This is a genomic window from Rhizobium sp. NZLR1b (assembly GCF_019685155.1).
GTDB lineage: Bacteria > Pseudomonadota > Alphaproteobacteria > Rhizobiales > Rhizobiaceae > Rhizobium.
The window spans coordinates 120,132-138,376 of record NZ_JABDWC010000006.1 but is presented as its reverse complement, the minus strand read 5'-3'; the positions used below and the strand labels follow the sequence as shown (position 1 = coordinate 138,376).

Annotated in this window: 16 protein-coding genes; 4 read left to right on the top strand and 12 right to left on the bottom strand. The window is 62.2% G+C overall.

Translation table 11 applies throughout. The features are described from left to right. Window positions 1-6: 6 nt before the first annotated feature. From HJB84_RS11275 to HJB84_RS11260, 4 genes are all read right to left on the bottom strand, one after another. Entirely contained in the window at window positions 7-1,056 is a 1,050-nt protein-coding gene (locus HJB84_RS11275; protein ID WP_207584185.1) for a carbohydrate ABC transporter permease, read from the bottom strand. Then, window positions 1,053-2,090 (bottom strand): carbohydrate ABC transporter permease, encoded by a 1,038-nt coding sequence (locus HJB84_RS11270; protein WP_207584184.1) that lies wholly within the window; start codon window positions 2,088-2,090, stop codon window positions 1,053-1,055. The genes HJB84_RS11275 and HJB84_RS11270 overlap by 4 nt, the downstream gene beginning before the upstream one ends. Window positions 2,091-2,101: 11 nt before the next feature. Continuing rightward, window positions 2,102-3,361, bottom strand: a complete 1,260-nt coding sequence (locus HJB84_RS11265; RefSeq protein WP_221115952.1) for an ABC transporter substrate-binding protein — start codon at window positions 3,359-3,361, stop codon at window positions 2,102-2,104. Between the two features lie 65 nt (window positions 3,362-3,426). Beyond that, window positions 3,427-5,946 (bottom strand): hypothetical protein, encoded by a 2,520-nt coding sequence (locus HJB84_RS11260; RefSeq protein ID WP_221115951.1) that lies wholly within the window; start codon window positions 5,944-5,946, stop codon window positions 3,427-3,429. Window positions 5,947-6,132: 186 nt separating this feature from the next. Here HJB84_RS11260 and HJB84_RS11255 point away from each other — a divergent pair, with 186 nt between their 5' ends. Further along, complete coding sequence (locus HJB84_RS11255) at window positions 6,133-7,179, top strand: LacI family DNA-binding transcriptional regulator (protein ID WP_207584181.1); 1,047 nt, start codon at window positions 6,133-6,135, stop codon at window positions 7,177-7,179. Here HJB84_RS11255 and HJB84_RS11250 read toward each other — a convergent pair. Genes HJB84_RS11250 through HJB84_RS11230 form a run of 5 tightly spaced genes read right to left on the bottom strand, consistent with a single transcriptional unit; the run spans window position 7,166 to window position 12,297 of the window. Then, complete coding sequence (locus tag HJB84_RS11250) at window positions 7,166-7,909, bottom strand: ABC transporter ATP-binding protein (protein ID WP_207584180.1); 744 nt, start codon at window positions 7,907-7,909, stop codon at window positions 7,166-7,168. The two genes, HJB84_RS11255 and HJB84_RS11250, sit on opposite strands and share 14 nt — an antisense overlap. Beyond that, the gene (locus HJB84_RS11245; protein ID WP_207584311.1) at window positions 7,906-8,751 is read right to left on the bottom strand and encodes an ABC transporter ATP-binding protein; all 846 of its coding nucleotides are present in this window, start codon (window positions 8,749-8,751) and stop codon (window positions 7,906-7,908) included. The genes HJB84_RS11250 and HJB84_RS11245 overlap by 4 nt, the downstream gene beginning before the upstream one ends. A 1-nt stretch (window position 8,752) precedes the next feature. Further along, window positions 8,753-9,655, bottom strand: a complete 903-nt coding sequence (locus tag HJB84_RS11240) for an ABC transporter permease (protein ID WP_221115950.1) — start codon at window positions 9,653-9,655, stop codon at window positions 8,753-8,755. After that, the gene (locus HJB84_RS11235; RefSeq protein ID WP_207584178.1) at window positions 9,652-10,680 is read right to left on the bottom strand and encodes an ABC transporter permease; all 1,029 of its coding nucleotides are present in this window, start codon (window positions 10,678-10,680) and stop codon (window positions 9,652-9,654) included. Before HJB84_RS11235 ends, HJB84_RS11240 begins: the two co-directional genes overlap by 4 nt. A gap of 21 nt (window positions 10,681-10,701) precedes the next feature. Further along, window positions 10,702-12,297, bottom strand: coding sequence for an ABC transporter substrate-binding protein (locus HJB84_RS11230; RefSeq protein ID WP_207584177.1), 1,596 nt, complete (start codon window positions 12,295-12,297; stop codon window positions 10,702-10,704). 133 nt (window positions 12,298-12,430) lie between these two features. Between HJB84_RS11230 and HJB84_RS11225 the strand changes: the two genes are divergently transcribed. The 3 genes from HJB84_RS11225 (at window position 12,431) to kdgD (ending at window position 15,143) form a co-directional block, all read left to right on the top strand. Further along, on the top strand, window positions 12,431-13,141 hold the full coding sequence (locus HJB84_RS11225; RefSeq protein ID WP_207584176.1) for a FadR/GntR family transcriptional regulator: 711 nt from the start codon (window positions 12,431-12,433) through the stop codon (window positions 13,139-13,141). A gap of 65 nt (window positions 13,142-13,206) precedes the next feature. Then, complete coding sequence (locus tag HJB84_RS11220; protein ID WP_221115949.1) at window positions 13,207-14,181, top strand: mannonate dehydratase; 975 nt, start codon at window positions 13,207-13,209, stop codon at window positions 14,179-14,181. Between the two features lie 35 nt (window positions 14,182-14,216). After that, the gene (kdgD, locus tag HJB84_RS11215; protein ID WP_221115948.1) at window positions 14,217-15,143 is read left to right on the top strand and encodes a 5-dehydro-4-deoxyglucarate dehydratase; all 927 of its coding nucleotides are present in this window, start codon (window positions 14,217-14,219) and stop codon (window positions 15,141-15,143) included. A 139-nt stretch (window positions 15,144-15,282) separates the two neighbouring features. Here the strand turns inward: kdgD and HJB84_RS11210 are convergent, their stop codons facing one another. From HJB84_RS11210 to HJB84_RS11200, 3 genes are read right to left on the bottom strand one after another with little or no spacing between them, the layout of a single operon-like run. Beyond that, window positions 15,283-16,356, bottom strand: a complete 1,074-nt coding sequence (locus HJB84_RS11210) for an ABC transporter ATP-binding protein (RefSeq protein ID WP_207584173.1) — start codon at window positions 16,354-16,356, stop codon at window positions 15,283-15,285. A gap of 23 nt (window positions 16,357-16,379) precedes the next feature. Continuing rightward, complete coding sequence (locus HJB84_RS11205) at window positions 16,380-17,228, bottom strand: carbohydrate ABC transporter permease (protein WP_207584172.1); 849 nt, start codon at window positions 17,226-17,228, stop codon at window positions 16,380-16,382. Further along, the gene (locus HJB84_RS11200; protein ID WP_207584171.1) at window positions 17,221-18,159 is read right to left on the bottom strand and encodes a carbohydrate ABC transporter permease; all 939 of its coding nucleotides are present in this window, start codon (window positions 18,157-18,159) and stop codon (window positions 17,221-17,223) included. The genes HJB84_RS11205 and HJB84_RS11200 overlap by 8 nt, the downstream gene beginning before the upstream one ends. Window positions 18,160-18,245: the final 86 nt, after the last annotated feature.

Here is an 18,245-nt window from a genome sequence, read left to right as displayed (position 1 = left end):
GTTTGACTATTTGAGTCCCGAGCCGGCAATGCCCGTGGTGATGAAGCGCTGCAGGAAGACGAAGATCAGCACGACCGGGATCATCGAGACGACCGTCATGGCGAGGATGTAGTGCCATTGCACGTTGAGCTCGCCGGCATAGACGTTGAGACCGACCTGCAGCGTATAGAGTTCCTTGCGCGACAGCACGATCAGCGGCCAGAGAAAATCGTTCCAGCGCCAGACGACCGAGAAGATCGCCAGCACCGCAAGCGCCGGCGCCGACAGCGGCAGGATGATGCGCCAGTAGATCTGCCATTCACTGGCCTTGTCCATGCGCGCGGCGTCGATCAGCTCGTCGGGGATGGTCAGCATATATTGCCGGAGCAGGAAGACACCCGTCGGGGTGGCGACCGTCGGCAGGATGACGCCCCAGAGGCTGTCGAAGAGGTTCAAGGTGCCGATGACGGAATAGAGCGGCACGACGATGACCGAAAGCGGCACCATCAGCGTCGCCAGGATCATCAGCATAACGGCAGTGCGGCCGGGGAACTGGTATTTCGACAGCGCGAAGGCGGCCATTGAATTGACCAGCAGCGTGATCGCCGTCGCGATGACGGTCACGAAGACGGAGTTGCGTAGGAACAGGAAGAAATCGAAGCGCTGGAACGGCTCGGTGTAATTGCCGGCGGCGAATTCGACCTGGCGCACCGGGGTGCGGTCCTTGATGTTCGCCTTGACGATTTCACCCGGCTGTTTCGGATCGACCATCTGGCCGATGATGCCGATGCGGCGGACTTCGGCGAGCACACGGCTGCTGCCATCGGGCATCGTCACGGTATAGAGCGGCAGCGGCTTGTCGTAACCCGGCACCACGGCCTGTTCGGTGACATAGGGCAGGAAGGATGGCGGGAACTCGGCAAGGGCGGCCGGCGTCTTGAAGGAGGAGAAGACCAGCCAGACGGCCGGGCCGAACATCAGGAAGACGCCCGAGATCAGCCAGATCCAGGTGACGACATCCGTCCAGTGCCAGCCGCGGCCGCGGCGGCGCAGCAGGAACGTGCCGACAGCGCTCATTGGCGTGTTCCCTTTTTCTCGTTACGGCTGCTGGCTCCGAGTTGGACCAGCGTCAGGATGACGAGCACGATGCCCATCAGGATCGAGGCGGCCGAAGCGAGCCCCGGATTGCGCAGTGAACTCGCAAAGCCGGTCTCGTAGATATATTGGGTGATGTACATGGTGCTGGTGCCCGGCCCGCCGCCGGTGAGCACGAAGACCTCGTCGAAGATCTGCACGGCGCGGATCAACGCCAGGACCAGGACGACGATGAGGTTCGGCATCAGCAGCGGCAAAGTGATGCGCCGGAAGATGCGGGTGGGGCTTGCCTTGTCCATCGCAGCCGCCTCGTAGAGATCCCGCGGGATCGCCTGCAGGCCGGCGAGCAGGATCAGCGCGTAAAAGCCCATATGCGCCCAGACCGAGACGAAGACGGCGAAGAAGAAGGCCCAGAAACGATCGCTGAGCCAGGAGAAGGGTTCGAAGCCGAAGGGGCTCAGCGCATAGTTCAGCAGGCCCTGGCGCTGCAAGATCCACTTCCAGATCAGGCCGACGACGACGGGCGACAGCAGCACCGGAAAGAAGAACACGGCCCGCCAGAAGCCCCGATTGGAAAGCTCGCGGTTGAGGATCAAAGCCGTTGCCAGCGCCGCGATCAGCATCGCCGTCACCTGGAAGACGACGAAGACGGCGGTGTTGCGCACAGCCGCCCAGAAGGTGTCGGCCGCGCAGGTCGAAGGGTCGAGATAAGAGCCGCAATCGAAGAGGATGCGATACTGGTCGGCGCCGACATAGGTCCTGTTCTGCAGGAAGATGCCGCTGCCGCTCGTCGTCGAATAGAGGAAGTTGATGACCAGCGGCAGGAGCACGAAGACGGTGAAGATCAGCATGTTGGGCGCCAGGAAGACACCCGCCATGCCGTTCAGCCCCGTCAGCTTCTGCCAGGCGCGCATGGGAACGTCGACCAGCCCCATGGCAAGCCGGACAGGCGCAACGAGCGCCTGCCGCAGACCGGCTTTCGCCGGCGGTTCAGAAGTAACCGTCTTCTCCGCCATCTGTTCTTCCGTCAGTTGCCGGCGACCTTGGCCTTGATGTCCTCGTCGATGCGGGCATAGGCGTCGTCGAGCTTCATTTCGCCGGCGATCACCTGGCTGATGCGGGCGACGATGGCGCTGTAATAGGCGTCCGACCACTTCCAGCCCGGCAGCTTCATGGCGGGTGCGGCCGTCTGGCCGGCGGATTCGACGAAGGCCTTCAGCGCCGCCTGCACATGCGGATTGTCGGTCTTGAAGTCCATCTGGCCGGCCGCCACCGCCTTATGCGCCGGAATGAACAGGCTCCGCTCGGCGAATTCCTTCTGCACGTCGGCGCCTGCCAGGTAATCCATCACCTTGGCGACGTCCTTCGGGTTCTTGGTATATTTGACGGCGACGAGACCGGCGCCGCCCTGCATGCCGGTGCAGGCGGCCGTACCGCAGGGGCTTCCCGCCATCACCCAATCGAAACTGTCGCCGATCTTCTGGGCGAAGCCCGAGATCTGCCAGCTGCCCGAATAATAATAGGCAAGGCCACCATTGATGAAGTCTTCGGCCGCGGCGCGATAGGTGGTGCCGGCAGCACTCACCCAGACATCCTTGTTGACGATGCCGTCCTCGTTCCACTTGACGAAGCGGCTGAGGAATTCCTTGGCGCCCTGATCGATCGGCGCCGGTTTGCCGTCGGCGGCGATATAGTTGGCGCCGTAGGAAATGTTCGGGCCAGAGACGCGGTGGCCGGAGCGGTCGATCGCCATGGCGAAGACCTTCTGGCTGTCCGCAACCTTCTTGGCGGCCGCCGCCCAGTCATCCCAGGTTGCCTTCGGGCCGGGGATTTCGACACCGGCCTGCTCGAACAGTGTCTTGTTGACGAAGCCGCCGGTCAGCGTCAGCTGCGTCATGAAGCCGGCGATGGCGTTCGAGCCGTCAGGGCGCATCCAGTCGGCCTGGGCGCCGAAATTGTCGTCCCAATATTTCGCGTCGGCAAGGAGGGGGCGAAGATCAAGCCAGTGCTGCGCCTGCGCCTTCAGATTGGTGACGCGGGCGATATCCGGCCCCTTGCCGGCTTCGAGCTGCACCGGCAGCTGTTCCTTGACGACGTCGTAGGAGACCTCGTCGAGGATGACGTTGATGTCGGGATTGGCCTTGGAGAAGCGCGCCAGCAGATCCTTGATAACAGCGCCTTCGCCGCCGTCGGAATACCACATGATGCGCACGTCGCCGGCATGGGCGGCAACGGAACTCATGAGAACAGCAGCCAAAGCCGCGCCGATCGATTTCATTCTGGTCATTTTCTCCTCCTCTTGACCGATGAATTCCCCTGCCCGGCCGGTCCTCCGCCTGCCGGACATCTCGTCTACGAGGCGGCGCGCCGAGGCTGCCTGCCGGGTATTTCCAAATGTACCGCGTCTCCCCGCACCGACCAGTCCGAAGGACGAAGAATACGGCCTTCGGCGCGCACAGTGCCGTCCTCCTCGAAGACGACCTGGCCATAATCCGGATCGACGACGATCAATGCGCCCTCGTCATCGCGGCGGGCCGAAAGCGTGGCGAAACGCGCCTGCATTCCGTCGAGGCCACCCTCGCGCTCAAGATCGGAGAGGCGGACGATCCAACGGCCGTTACGGCCGGCGAGGCGCAGTTCGATATCGGTGGTCGGGCCCTGCTTCACCGGCTCCAGCGCCCCATTGCCGATCAGCATTGCAAACCCGTTGCCGGAGCGGGCGAGCGCCAGGTTGCCTTCAACCATCGTGTCGTCGAAGGCTTCGAGGGGAAACCAGGCATGGGTGAAATCCGGCTGGCCCTCATGGATGGCGAAATCGAGGATCGCCAGATCGCGATACTGGTGCACACGCGGCAGCGTCCCGCAGCCGCCCCAGAAGCTTGGCCGGCCGTAGCCGAACTGAATGGTTTCGCCGGGATGGTTGATCCAGATCTGCGCTTCCGGCCGGTCGCCCAAGCGCAGCTGCAGCACCGTCTCCTGATAACCCCAGGCGCCGGGGCGATAATGGGCGATGGTGCCGAGCGCGGTGTCGCGCGTCTTATAGTGATAGAGCGCGGCGAAACTGTTCTCGCCCTGCGAGAATGTCCATTCCTGCGCGTCGTCGGACTGGTGCGCGGCGATTTCGGCAAGTGCTTCTGGAAAACGCAGGCCATGATCGCGGATGCAGACGGCAAGCTGCGGCAGCGCATGGACGCGCCGGCCGTACCAGCCGCGGCCCCAGAGCAGCCGGGCGATGGCGGACAGTTCCACCGAGCGGCCGGGACGCAGAGTATGTTCGTAGGAGCGGCCCTGGCTGCCGGTCAGCATGCCGTGATGGGCCGAGCGGGCGACGATCTCCATCAGGCGGACGATGCTGGCACTCGCCCGGGCGCGGATCGCCTCATCCGGCGCGCAGGCGGCGAGCGCCGTCAGGCCCTTGAGGTCGATCGGGAAATAGGGAACGGAATTCCACTCGGCCATTTCCCAGCGCTCGAAATGATCGAGCCAAGCGCGGACGCGCTCTTCGCCGACCTTCATCTGCTCGGCGCCGGTACGGCCGGAACGAACGAAGACGGCATCGGGGAAAAGCTTGCCGCCGAGATAGGCGGCGGTGTGGAAGAGGAGCGCGTGGTTTTCCGAAAAATACCACTGAACGTCGTTGCCCGGCTCGTCCATCCAATAGCGGTAATTGAGAACGGCGTGTTCGATCCTCTGCCTGAGAGCCTGCGACAGCAGATCGCTCCAGCGGGTATAGGCAAAGAGCAGCGGCACCAGCACGAAATCGGCGCAGTCGTGGCAATCCTCGATGACCGGCAGCATGGCCGAAATCATCGCTTCGGTCTCCTCACCGCCCTGCCCCAGAGCCAAACGCGCGAAAGCGCAGACAGTATCCGGCTCTGAATGAGCGGCGACTTCTTCAAGTGCCTCGGCGACGCGGTCCTCCAGCGCGGCGGGCGCTTGCCCCTGGCGTTGGGGATGACAGATCTCGACGCCGAGTGTGCGGCCGACGGAAAGTTCACCTGCCTTGAAGGTGATGCGGAAATGGCGGAAATCGGCGGGCATCCGCGCCGAGGTGCCAAGCGCCAGCTTGGTAGCGCCTTCCTCGAGCGCGAAGTCATAGTCGAAGCGCTCGCTCGACATGAAGTCGCCTTCGATCTCGACATGGCAGCTCAGCGCCACCGGCAGCGGCACGGGGAAAAGGATCGTCACGTCCTCGCCGAGATAGGCGGTGCGGTCGAAGCGCATGCCTTCGAGGATCGCCTCCAGGCCGTCCGCAGCATCGGCGGCGATCGGAACAGGCACAGCGGTTTCGACCTCAGGACCGTCGAGATAATCCAGCTGGAAATAGAAGCGGGCGTCGCGTTCGGCGAGATCGTCGAAAAAGATGCGGATCTCGTTGAGGCCGTCCGAAAGCTCGACCTCGAAAAGCTGCTGGGCTTCCAGATTGCGCTCGTAAGGCGCCATGAAGCCTTGCTCGCGGCCATTGACGAAAAGGATGGCGCCGCCGCAGGTCGACAGGCGAAGTGTGGCTCGCGCCGCTGAGCGGGCATCGAGGAAAGTGCGCGCCCAGCAGCCGATGCGGGTCGGGCGAAACCAGAAGCCGGAGAGATCGACACGCGGCGAGGCAAAGGGAAGCCACCAGCGAACGGGTTCGAATTCGGCGGTCGGTTTCGGTCTTCGGCCGGAGAATGATTTTTTGAATTCGGTGCGGCAGGGATATTCGTGCGGGATGAAGTTCTTCGTCTTGGTGACGAAGAAAAACGGATCCATCCTGCCTTCCATCGGCCGGTCGGCGACGTCGTAGTGCTCTTGCGAGAGGTGGCCCAGCTGCCAATAGACAATCGGGCTCTGCTTGCCGGTGGCGCGGCGAAGATGGGATTTCTCAGCGGTCATGCTTCAGCTCGCTCGAGCCGTGAGACGTCGGAAACGCCGACGCATGGACTGGCGGTCAAGCCGCATCTTCAAAGCCTCCCTGCTCTGCCGCTTGTCGCGGACTCCTCTTGGGCAATTGTGCATAGGCATTCCGTTTGCGCAATCTGAAAGATTTTTGCATAAAGGAATGGGAGCGAGGAGAACGACATGGCGGCGGACGAGAAAAAAGGCAGACGCACGCGTCTCGACGATATCGCCGCCCGGTGCGGCGTCTCGATCAGCACGGTGTCGCGGGCGCTGGCCGGCGAAAAGGGCGTCAGGCCGGACATTCGCAAGCTGGTGCTGGAAACGGCAAGTGCCGTCAGCTACGCCGTGCCGGGAAGCGTCGCCGGCAAAAAGGTCATGCTCGTCGCCTCCGGCGCGGCGATGATCGATTATGTGCGCAACCAGTTCACGCTTTATGTGCTCGAAGGCCTGAATGCGCGGGCGGCGGCCCTCGGCATCGAACTGGCGATGCGACCGGTCGCCGACGAGGGGGATGAAGCGCGCGTCGTCGCCGAGATGCGGGATGATCCGAGTTTCGGCGGCATGCTGATCCTGACCGTCGACGAGGAGGATATGCTGGCGGCAGCCGCCGGTCTCGGCAAGCCCGTCGTGCTCGTCAATAGCGACGATCCCTATATGCGGCTTTCGAGCGTGACGCCCTGCAATCGCTCGGCCGCCTTCATCGCCGCCGAGCACCTGATCAAAACAGGGCATGAACGCATCCTATTCATGCTGCGGCCGGGACGGCGAACGATCGAGCGGCGCCTGGAAGGCTGGCGCGATGCCCTGCAGCATCATGGGCTGAAGGCCGATACCGATCTGGTGCTCGAGGTCGACGACTGGCTGCCGGAACTCGGCGCCGAGGCTCTCACCCGACTTGTCCGCGACAAGGGCCTCTCCTTCACCGCCGTCCTGACGGCGGGCGACAGCCTTGCCAACGGCGCAGTACGCGGATTGCAGGCGATGGGTTATGCCGTGCCGCAAGATGTCTCCGTCATGGGTATCGACGACCTGCCGCAGTCGGCCTTTCTTAATCCGCCACTGTCGACGGTGCATATCCCGATGCGCGAACTCGGCGCCACCGCCCTCGATCTGCTGCGCGACATGATGCTCGGCCTGGCCGCGCCGCGCCGCCGCGTCGAGCTTGCCTGCCACCTCGTCGAAAGGCGTAGCGTCGCAGCCGTCAGCCCAAATATCAGGCTTCGATGAAGCTCGCTTCGAACAGTTCGCGCGCATAGGCATCATGCGTGGTGCCGGCCTGCAGATCCTCCCTGCTCAGTTCGTCGACGAAACAACCGTTCTTCATGATCAACACCCGATCGCACATATGGGCGATGACCGCGAGGTCGTGGCTGACGAGCAAATAGGTCAGTCCCTTTTCCTCACGCTGATCGGCAAGCAGGTTGAGGATTTCGGCCTGGACCGAGACATCGAGCGCCGATGTCGGCTCATCGAGCAGCAGGATGGGCGGCGACAGGATCAGCGCTCGGGCGATCGCCACGCGCTGCCGCTGACCGCCGGAAAGCTCATGGGGAAATCGATTGGCGAAGCTCGCGGGCAGTCCCACCTGGATCAACGCCTTTTCGACCTTCGACCAGATATCGGAATGGCGCATGGCGCGCAGCGGCTCGGCGAGCGCGGTGCCGATGCGATGGCGCGGATGCAGGGATCCGTAAGGGTCCTGAAAGACCATCTGGGCAAACTTCAGTTCCTCGCGGGAGCGCTGCTTGCCGATCGGTCTGCCGCCAAGCTCGATCTGCCCGGCCCAGCCGGACTCCATTCCGGCAAGGCAACGCAGCACCGTCGATTTGCCGCATCCGGATTCGCCGACAATGCCGAGCGTCTCTCCCTGGGCGACTTGAAAACTGATGCCCCTGACGACATGGTTGCTGGATTTGCCGGAGGCAAAGACGACATCGAGGTCGCGGACATTGATCATTGCGCCGTCTCCAGATCGAGTTTCGCCCTGTCGAGAACCGCCAGCCGGCGAACCGGGTTCTTCGGGTCGGGCAACGCGGCTATCAACCCGCGCGTATAGGGATGGCGGGCCGCTTCGAGACTGGTCAGCGTCTCGACGATGCGGCCTGCATACATGACGATGATGCGCTCGCAAAAGGCCGCCACCATGCGAATGTCGTGGCTGATCAACAGCAGGCCGGAATTGTTCTCGCGGACCAGTTCATCGAGCAACAGCAGCACGTCCTTGCGAACGCTGACATCGAGCGCCGAGGTCGGTTCGTCGGCGATAACAAGCTTCGGCCGCGCCAGCAGCATCATGGCGATCATGACGCGCTGGCCCATGCCGCCCGATATCTGGTGGGGATAAAGCGCCATGACCCGATCCGGATCGCTGATGCGCACGCGCTCCAGCATGGCGCGGGCCGCGTCAAGCGCCTGGGTCTTGCCAAGACCAAGATGAAGGCGGGCGGCTTCGGCGACCTGCTTGCCGATCGAGAGCACCGGATTCAGCGAATAACGCGGATCCTGCATGATCAGCGCGATATCCTTGCCGCGAAGCGCACCCATTTGCCGCTCGCTTTTGGAAAGCAACGGATCGCCACCGAGGTCCAGGCGTTCGGCGGTGACGACCGCTGCCGGCGGCAGAAGGCGCATGATGGCGCGGCCCGTCGTCGATTTGCCAGAACCGGATTCTCCGACGATGCCGACACGTTCGCGCCCGACGTCGAAACTGACATTGGAAACGGCGGGCACGGCGCCACGGCCGAAGCGAACGCTCAGTCCTTTGACGGACAGAACGGGTTGCAGATCATGGTCATTCATTTCACGATCGGGCATGGCGGGGATCCAAAAGGTCGCGCAGAGCATCTCCGGCGATGTTGAAGGCGAGGCTGGTGAGGAGGATGGCGACACCCGGCATCACGGCGACCCACCAGTAATCCAGCATGAACTTGCGGCCGTTGGAGATCATCGCGCCCCATTCCGGCGCCGGCGGCTGCGCGCCGAGGCCGAGGAAGCCGAGCGACGCCGCCGTCAGGATAATGCCGGCCATGTTGAGTGTCAGGCGAACGATGACCGATGGAACGCACATCGGCGCGATGTAGAGGAGAAGGATGCGCAACGGCGAGGCGCCGTAGAGGCGGGCGGCGACCACATAGTCGGCGTTTCTGACGACCAGCGCCTCGGCGCGCGCAAGCCGGGCAATCGGCGGCCAGGCGGTCAGCGAGATCGCAATGATTGCCGTGGTCAGGCCGGCGCCGAGCGCTGCCGCAAAAGCCAGCGCCAGGATCAGCGACGGGAAGGACAGAACGATATCGGTCGCCCGCATCAGCAGCGCATCGGTGCGCCCACCGAAGAAGCCGGCGACGACCCCGATCAGCAGGCCGATCGGCCCGACGATCAGGGAGATCGAAAGCACGGTCTGAATGGTGATGCGCGTGCCGAAGATCAGGCGGCTTAGGATGTCGCGGCCGAATTCGTCGGTGCCGGCCCAATGCGCGAGGCTCGGGGCCTGCAAGGCATCGCCAAGCGACTGCACGACCGGATCATAAGGCGCCAGAAGCGGCGCAAAGATCGCAATCAGGCACAGTAGGCCGAGGATGATGAAACCGGCAAGGCCAAGCGGCTCGGCAGCCAGTTTGCGGCCGGCGCGCGCAAACGACGCCGCGATGCGGGTCGACACGCTTGGCGGGCGGATATGAATGTCAGTGCGGATGGCGTCACTCATCGGGCTGCCTCCCGCATGCGCGGATCGAAGACGGCGTAAGCGACGTCGGCGAGGAAGTTTAACAGCATGAAGATGAATCCCACGATGATGGTGCCAGCCACGATGGCGTTCATGTCGCCGATCATGAGGGCGTTCGTCATGTACTGGCCGATGCCCGGCCAGGAGAAGACGATTTCGGTCACGACAGCGCCTTCGAGCAGCCCGCCATAGGAAATGGCCAGGATGGTAATCAGCTGCACGGCAATGTTCGGCAGGACGTGGCGCCAGATCGTGCCGAAGGGGCTCACACCCTTTGCGCGGGCTGCGATGACATAATCCTGGCTCAACTGCTCCAGGGTGAAGCTGCGTGTCATGCGGGTGATATAGGCCATCGCCGCATAGGCGAGGATGATGGCAGGCAGAATGATGTGGCCGAGCGCATTCCAGAAGATTTCCGTCTCGCCCTGCAGCAGGCTGTCGATCAGCAGCAGGCCGGTCCTCGGCGTGACGAGGCCTTCATAAAACACATCGATCCTGCCCGGCCCGCCGACCCAGTTGAGGCCGGCATAGAAGATGACGAGCCCGACGATGCCGAACCAGAAGACCGGGATCGAATGCCCGACGAGCGCCACCACCCGGGCTATCTTGTCGATGAAGCTGTCGCGAAACAAAGCTGCGACCAGGCCGAGCGGCACGCCGACGAATGTCGAAATGATCACCGCCAGCGTCGCCAGTTCGAATGTTGCCGGAAACGCTTGGGCGAGGTCTGAGGAGACGGGATTGCCGGTGAGAACGGCAGTGCCGAAGTCACCATGCACCAGCCCGTTCAGATAGAGGAAAAACTGCTGGTAGATCGGCAGATCGAGCCCCAGGCGGGCCCGCATCGCTGCGTAGGCGGCGGGATCGGCGAGCTCGCCGACAATCGCGCCGACCGGATCGTTGGGCAAGACGCGGCCGATCACGAAGGTCACACAGAGGAGAATGAACAGGCTGACCAGCAAATGCGCCAGGCGTCGGCCAAATTCGGCTACGGAGAGTTCCTTCATGATCGGCTGTCCTGGGAGTCTTTACTGGGTTTCTACCTTGGTCACGTTCTCGAGACGCGTTAACTGCGACGGATGCCCGACATATCCCTGAACCTTGCTGGTCAGGACGATCGGCTCAAAGCGCTCGAAAAGCGGAAGCACGGCCGGCTTCTGCTCGATGAACATCTTCTGCATCTGAACGTAGAGTTCGCCGCGCTTCTTGGCGTCCGGCTCCATCGATGCCTTCGCCGTCAGGGCCGTCAGTTCGGGAATGTCCCAGGCCGAGCGCCAGACGAAATTGCCGGCATTGTTGGCCTCTTTCGAGTTGTCGGGGTTGGAGGAAAACTGCTCCATCGAACCGAGCACGTTCGGCATGTAGGCGCTGGTCTGCGGAATCAGCAGATCGAAATCCCTGGCGCGATGGGCGGCAATGATTTCCGAGCCGTTGCCCTGCTGGATGTCGATCTTGATGCCGACCTGGGCAAGCGATGCCTGGATGGCGGTGGCAAGATCGATGCGCGGCGTTTGCGCAATGGTCTTCAGCGTCAGCGAGAAGCCGTCCTTGAAACCTGCCTCGCTCAGCAACTGCTTGGACTTTTCGACGTCGAGATGCCAATCCGGGCTCGGGATCGCATATTCGAAGTTCTCCGGAACGGGAACGGTTCTTGCCCGTCCGTAAGGCCCCATGATCGTCTTCTCGATGCCCTTGTAGTCGATGCCGTAAGCAATGGCCTCGCGGACCTTGGGATTGGCGAGGTACTGGTTGCCGGCATTCATCGACAGCACGTAGAAGCCGCCAGTCGGAATACGCTGAATGGCGAAGCCCTGCTTGGCCTGGAAGGTCGCAAGATCGGAGGCCGTGAGCGCACTGGCAATATCGATATCGCCGCGCTCCAGCATCAGCCGCTCGACCTGGCTTTCCGGCACATGGCGGACGATGACGCGCTTCATCTTCGGAGCGCCGGCGACATAACCCTTGTTGGCGTCGAGAATGACAAGCTCGTTCGGAGACCAGCGGTTGAGGGTGAACGGGCCGGAGCCGGCCGAATGCGTCCGCATCCAGGCGTTGCCGTAGTCATTGTCGACGGCGTGGCTCTCGACCTCGACGCTGTCGACCACGCTGGTGGTGGTCGTCGTCAGCCGGTAGAGCAGAAGCTCCGCCGTCACCTGGTCGGAAAGATCGATGCGCACAGTCTGGTCGTCGACCGCCTTGACGAGCTTTTCGACATTGTTCTTGTCGTAACCGACGCGCTTGAGGTTGGCGGCAGCGGCCTGATCCATCTTCAAGAGCCGCGCCAGTGAATAGACGACGTCCTTCGAGGTGACCGGGTTGCCGGAGGCGAAATTGGCCTTGCGCAGCGTAAAGGTAATGCCTTTGTCGTCAACCTTCCAGCTTTCCGCCAACTGCGGAAGGATCTTTCCGTCCGCCGTGCTGGCGACCAGCCGGTCGTAAAGATTCGACATGATCTCGACCGCTTTGCCTTCGGTCGCCTGCTGCGGATCGAGGGACAGAACCTGGGCCAGCGATGTTCCGATCACCAGCTGGTCCTGCGGCGTGGCGGCCTGCAGCTGCGGTGCGGCGATCGTCAGGGCGCCGAAAACGGCGCCGACGAACAAGCCTTTAGAAAAATGCTTCATTGTCACTCCTCCCTGGATTACTATAGGAGACATATTATGTCACCCGTATGTCGTATTATGATCTAGCGAAGTCTGATACGGTTGACAAGGCCCGAGCGGGAGACTTGAGTGCAAAGGGATTGGGGAACGGAAAATGACGACACTCGGCCGTGGGCGAGAAAGACTGGCGCAACAGGTCATCGATCAGCTGCGGGCGCAGATCGAGACGGGGAAGCTGCGGGTCGGCGACCAACTGCCGACCGAGCCGCAGCTTGAAGCGACGTTCGGCGTCAGCCGCACCGTGGTGCGCGAGGCGATTGCCGATCTAAGGTCGGCGGGCTTCGTCAAGCCGATCCAGGGCAAAGGGGTGTTTGTCGCAGATCCGAAGGCAAATTCTGTCCTGTCATTGACGCCGGTGGAAATCAAAAGCATTCCGGAGACCCTGGAATTGCTGGAGTTTCGCATGGCGGCAGAGGGTGAAGCGGCGGCGATTGCCGCCTATCGCCGCACCGCCGAGCAGGAGGCGGCCATTCGTGATGCCAATCGCAGAATGGCAAACCTGATCGAAACAGGGCAGCAGACGGTGGAGGCGGATTACGCCTTCCACATGGCGATTGCCGCCGCCACGAACAACCGATTCTATGTCGATGTCCTGCGCCAATTCGGCCCCAAGGCCATCCCCCGCGGCCAGTTTCCGACGCTGCCCGAGGCCAATGACCGCGACTATCTTCAAAAGGTTTATGCCGAACATGTCGAAATCCTGTCGGCCATCGCCGATCAGGATCCGGATCGCGCCCGCCAGGCGATGCGCGCCCATATGATGGCCAGTCAACGTCGCTATCGGATGCTCTCCGAGCAGCAATAGGGCTCGACTCTCTCAGAAATTCATATTATGTCATATGACATTGTGTAATTTCGAAAGAGACTCAAATGTATCTGGGAACACAGGTCGCAGCGCGGGACGACGACGATTATCGTATCTTCGCGCAACTGGGTGTGAAGCATATCAACGCCGACCCGCCGGGAAAACCCAGCAGTTGGACGCTTTCCGATCTCGAGCGTCATCGCGACAAGGTCGAAAGCTTCGGCCTGATCCTCGACATGATCCAATTGCCGCTGCCTTCGCAGCCGATCGAGAAGGCGTCCTATCCCGATATATTGCTTGCCGGCCCCGATCGCGACAGGCAGATCGACGCCGTCTGTAAGCTGATCGAGAATACCGCGGCGGCCGGCATTCCGGCGGTGAAATATAACCTCAATCTGATCGGCATTCCCCGCACACCCGATGAACCGGGACGCGGCGGGTCGATGAATGCCAGCTTCCGCTGGGACAAGACGGATCAGCAGGCCGAACCCGGCCTTGCCGGCGTGCTGTCCGAAGACGAAAACTGGGAACGGATCGACTATTTCCTCGAGCGCGTCGTGCCTGTCGCTGCCAGCAATCGCGTCCGGCTCGCCTGCCATCCGCACGACCCCTATACCCCGCCCGGCTATCGCGGCGTCACGCGGGTGCTCGGCACCGTCGAAGGCCTGAAGAAATTCGTGCTGATGCGCGAAAGCCCTTATCACGGCCTCAATTTCTGTCAGGGCTCGATCGGCGAGATGCTCGAAAATCCCGGCAAGGAGATCGACGATGTCATTCGCTGGTTCGGCCAGCGCGGCAAGATCTTCAATGTTCACTTCCGCAACATTCGCGGCGGCAAGCTTTCCTTCATGGAGACCTTCCCCGACGAAGGCGACATGGACATGGTCCGCTCGGTCAAGATCTACAAGGAAGTCGGCTTCAAATACATGCTGATGCCCGACCACGTGCCGACCGTCAGCGGCACGGATCCTTCCGCCACCGCATTTGCTTACTGCTACGGCTATATCGCGGCCCTTCTGCAGGCGCTCGAAAGCGCCTGAACGGTCAACATTCAACACGTAAAGAACAGGACTTGATGATGAACCCGAATGAATTGAAGAAGGCCGTCGGTAGCGGTCTCCTGTCGTTTCCGGTGACGCATTTCGACGATCAGCTGAAATTCGACGAGGCGAAGTACCGCCGCCATGTCGAGTGGCTTGCGGGCTACGATGCGGCTGCACTATTTGCCGCCGGCGGCACGGGAGAGTTCTTCTCCCTCAATCCCGCCGAGATTCCGCAGGTTATCAGGGCCGCCAAGGCGTCGGCCGGCAAGACGCCGATCATCTCGGGAACCGGCTACGGCACGTCGCTCGCCATCGAGATCGCACAGGCGGCCGAGAAGGCAGGCGCGGACGGATTGCTGCTGCTGCCGCCCTATCTGATGTTTGCGGAACAGGCCGGCCTCGTCGCCCATGTCAAGGCGATCTGCCAATCGGTCGGCATCGGCGTCATCGTCTATAATCGCGACAACGCCGTGTTGACGGCCGAAAGCATCGCGCGGCTTGCCGAGGAATGCCCGAACCTGATCGGTTTCAAGGACGGCGTCGGCGATGTCGACAAGGTCATCGAGATCACGACCCTGCTTGGTGACCGTCTCGTCTATGTCGGCGGCATGCCGACCCATGAAGTCTATGCCCAGGCCTATTTCGCCGCCGGCGTGACGACCTATTCCTCGGCCGTCTTCAACTTCGTGCCCGCCCTCGCCCAGCGCTTTTACGGCGCCTTGCGCACCGGCGACCAGGCGACCGTCGACGAGATCCTGAAGGGCTTCTTCTTCCCGTTCGTCGCCTTGCGCAACCGCAAGAAGGGCTATGCCGTCTCGATCATCAAGGCCGGCCTTCGCGTCCTTGGGCAGAACCCGGGCCCGGTGCGCCCGCCATTGACGGATCTCACTCAGGAAGAGCTAGCGCTGCTCGACAAGATCGTCCAGGCCAACGGCGTCTCGCGGATCGCGGCGGAATAGTCTCTGGCTGTCTTTATCAGCAGTCACGACCGCCGGGCTTGCTCGGCGGTTTTGTCGTTGTCAGGCATCCGTTAAATCACGCCTACGGCATGTCGCGCAAAGTGCGCAGCAATTTTGCGATACCTACATGCGATCCACTTCAGAGCGCCACGCCGCTGTTGCGGTCGAAGACGTGCACCTGATCGCTGGCAATGCTTGCCTCGAACACCGCGCCGTAGCGGACGGGGTATTCGCCGTCGACGATGGCGGTCACCTGCTGTCCGGCAAGGTCGAAAACCACATGGGTCTGGGCGCCGGTGGGTTCGACCAGCATGGTGCGGCCGGCAAGCGGCGTGCCGGCTGATATGCCGGGAATGAGATGTTCGGGGCGCAGGCCGATGGTGACGGCCTGGCCGCGCCTGACCTTGCGGTCGGGCGCGATGCGGATTGCCGTGCCGTCGGTCAGGCGGGCGGCGGGTTCGCCATTTTCGCCGTCGACGGTGCCGTCGAGCATGTTCATCGCCGGCGATCCGATGAAGGCGGCGACGAAGAGATTGGCGGGCTTCCGGTAGAGTTCGAGCGGCGTGCCCTGCTGCTCCACCCTGCCCTGATTGAGCACGACGATGCGGTCGGCGAGCGTCATCGCTTCGATCTGGTCGTGGGTGACATAGATCGAGGTCGTCTTCACCTTCTGGTGCAGCGTCTTGATTTCCGAGCGCATCTGCACGCGGAGTTTCGCATCGAGGTTGGACAGCGGCTCGTCGAACAGGAACACGGCCGGATTGCGCACGACGGCGCGGCCCATGGCGACGCGCTGGCGCTGGCCGCCGGAAAGCTGGGCCGGCTTGCGGTCGAGCAGTTCGGCGAGATCGAGCATACGGGCGGCCTCGGCAACGCGGGCCTCGATCTGCGGCTTGGCAACGCCGGCGAGCTTCAGATTGAAGCCCATGTTTTCAGCCACGGTCATGTGCGGATAGAGCGCGTAGGACTGGAAGACCATGGCGATGTTGCGTTCGCGCGGGGTCATGGCGTTGACGACCTTGCCGCCGATGGAGATGTCGCCATCGGTGATTTCCTCAAGGCCGGCAATCATCCGCAGCAGCGTCGATTTTCCACAGCCGGAAGGCCCGACCAGGGCGACGAATTCCCCATCCTGAATATCCAGCGAGATGCCGTGGATGACATCGACGGCGCCATAGGTCTTGCGAATATCGTTCAATTCAACGGATGCCATAAATGCACCTCCAAGGGTTCGGCTCAGGACTTCACGGCGCCCGCGGTCAGGCCGGCGATGATGTGTCTCTGGGCGACGAAAAAGACGATGATTGTGGGAAGGATGGTCAGCGTGATGAAGGCCAGCACCAGCTGCCATTCCGTGCCGTATTCGCCGCGATAGACCATGATGCCGAGCGGCCAGGGATATTTCGATTCGGAGTTCAACATGATCAGCGGCAGGATGTAGCTGTTCCAGCTGCCGACGAAGGAGATGATGCTGACGGTGGCGACGATCGGCCGGGAAAGCGGCAGCGAGATATGCCAGAAGAATCTGAGATAGCCGCAGCCGTCGACGAAGGCCGCCTGAAACAATTCTTCCGGAAGGTTGCGGAAATAGTTTCGGAACAAAAGGATGCTCATGCCGAGGCCGAAGGCCACCTGCGGCAGCACCACGCCCCAATAGGTATCGAGCAGGCCGAGATCGCGGATGCGGATGAAGAGCGGCAGGATTGCGGTTGCCGCCGGAAACATCAGGCCGAGCAGGAAATAATTGAGCAGGAAGGAGGAGCCGAAGAAGCGGACATGGGCAAAGGCGAAGGCGGCCATCGACGAAACGATCAGCGTCAAGAGCACGGTGAGCGCGGCGATAACCAGCGAATTGCCGATCTGCAGCCAGTAGCGCTCGCCGAACAGAATGTCGGTATAGTTTGCCCATTGCCACTCTATCGGCAGGCCGAAGGGATTGGTGCGCAGGTCGCCCAACGTCTTGAAGCCGCCGAGCGCCGTCGTCAGCAGCGGCACGAGTACGATCGCGGCAATCAGGCTCAGCGACACGTAGAGATAGACGCGGGTCGAGGTGCGCATGCGGATGGAAGAACTCATATCAGTCATGGCGCATGAAGATCCTTTTGTAACCGAAGGCGAGCGTGACGCAGATGATGAACAGCACCACGCCGACGGCGCTGCCGAGGCCGACCTGCATGCGCATGACGCCGTAGGTGTAGAGGAAGGTGACCATCGTCTGCGTTGAGTTGGATGGCCCGCCGCCGGTCAGCGGCATGATCATGTCGAAGAGCTGCAGCGAGCCGACGACGGCAAAGAAGATCGAGAGGCGCAAGGTCGAGCCGAGCAGCGGCAGCGTGACATAGCGGAATTTCTGCCAGCCGGTGGCGCCGTCGATCTCGGCTGCCTCCAGCACGCTCTTGTCGACCGATTGCAGGCCGGCGATGAACAGCATCATGTGGAAACCGAAATATTTCCAGACGATGACGCCGAGCACGGCATAGATCGCCAGGTCCTTATCGGCGAGCACATAAGGGTTGGCGAAACCGAAGAAATTGGAAACAGCGGCAAACAGACCGTAATCGCCATCATAGACGAAGCGCCAGATCAGGCCGGCGGCAACGTCGGCCAGCACATAGGGCAGGAAGAAGATCAGGCGGTAGGCGACGACGCCGGGAATGCGGTGGGCCAGCATGGTGGCAAGCCAGATGGCCAGCGGCACCTGGATGCAGATCGAGATCACGATGATCAGGCCGTTATTAAGCAGCGCCTGGGTGAAAGCCGCATTTCGAAACAGAACCTGGAAATTGCGCAGGGCGATGAACTCGGTCGGCGTCCCGTAGCCGTTCCACTTGTAGAGGCTGTACCAGGCCGCCTCGCCCATCGGCATGATGACGAAAAGCGTGAACAGCAAGAGCGCCGGCGGCAGAAAGATCAGCAGCACCGTCAGCCGGTCATGGGCGACCGAGCTCCTGGCGTTTGCGGCTTTCCGTGCCGGCCGTGCGGCTGATGTCATCGATGGGACTGAAATATTGGCCATGGGTCCTGCTTTCGCATGTCGTCGGCAGCAATGCCGGCGCTCCCGCTCTTTAGCTGGGAGCGCCGGGAAGGGTCTGCTGGCGCTGG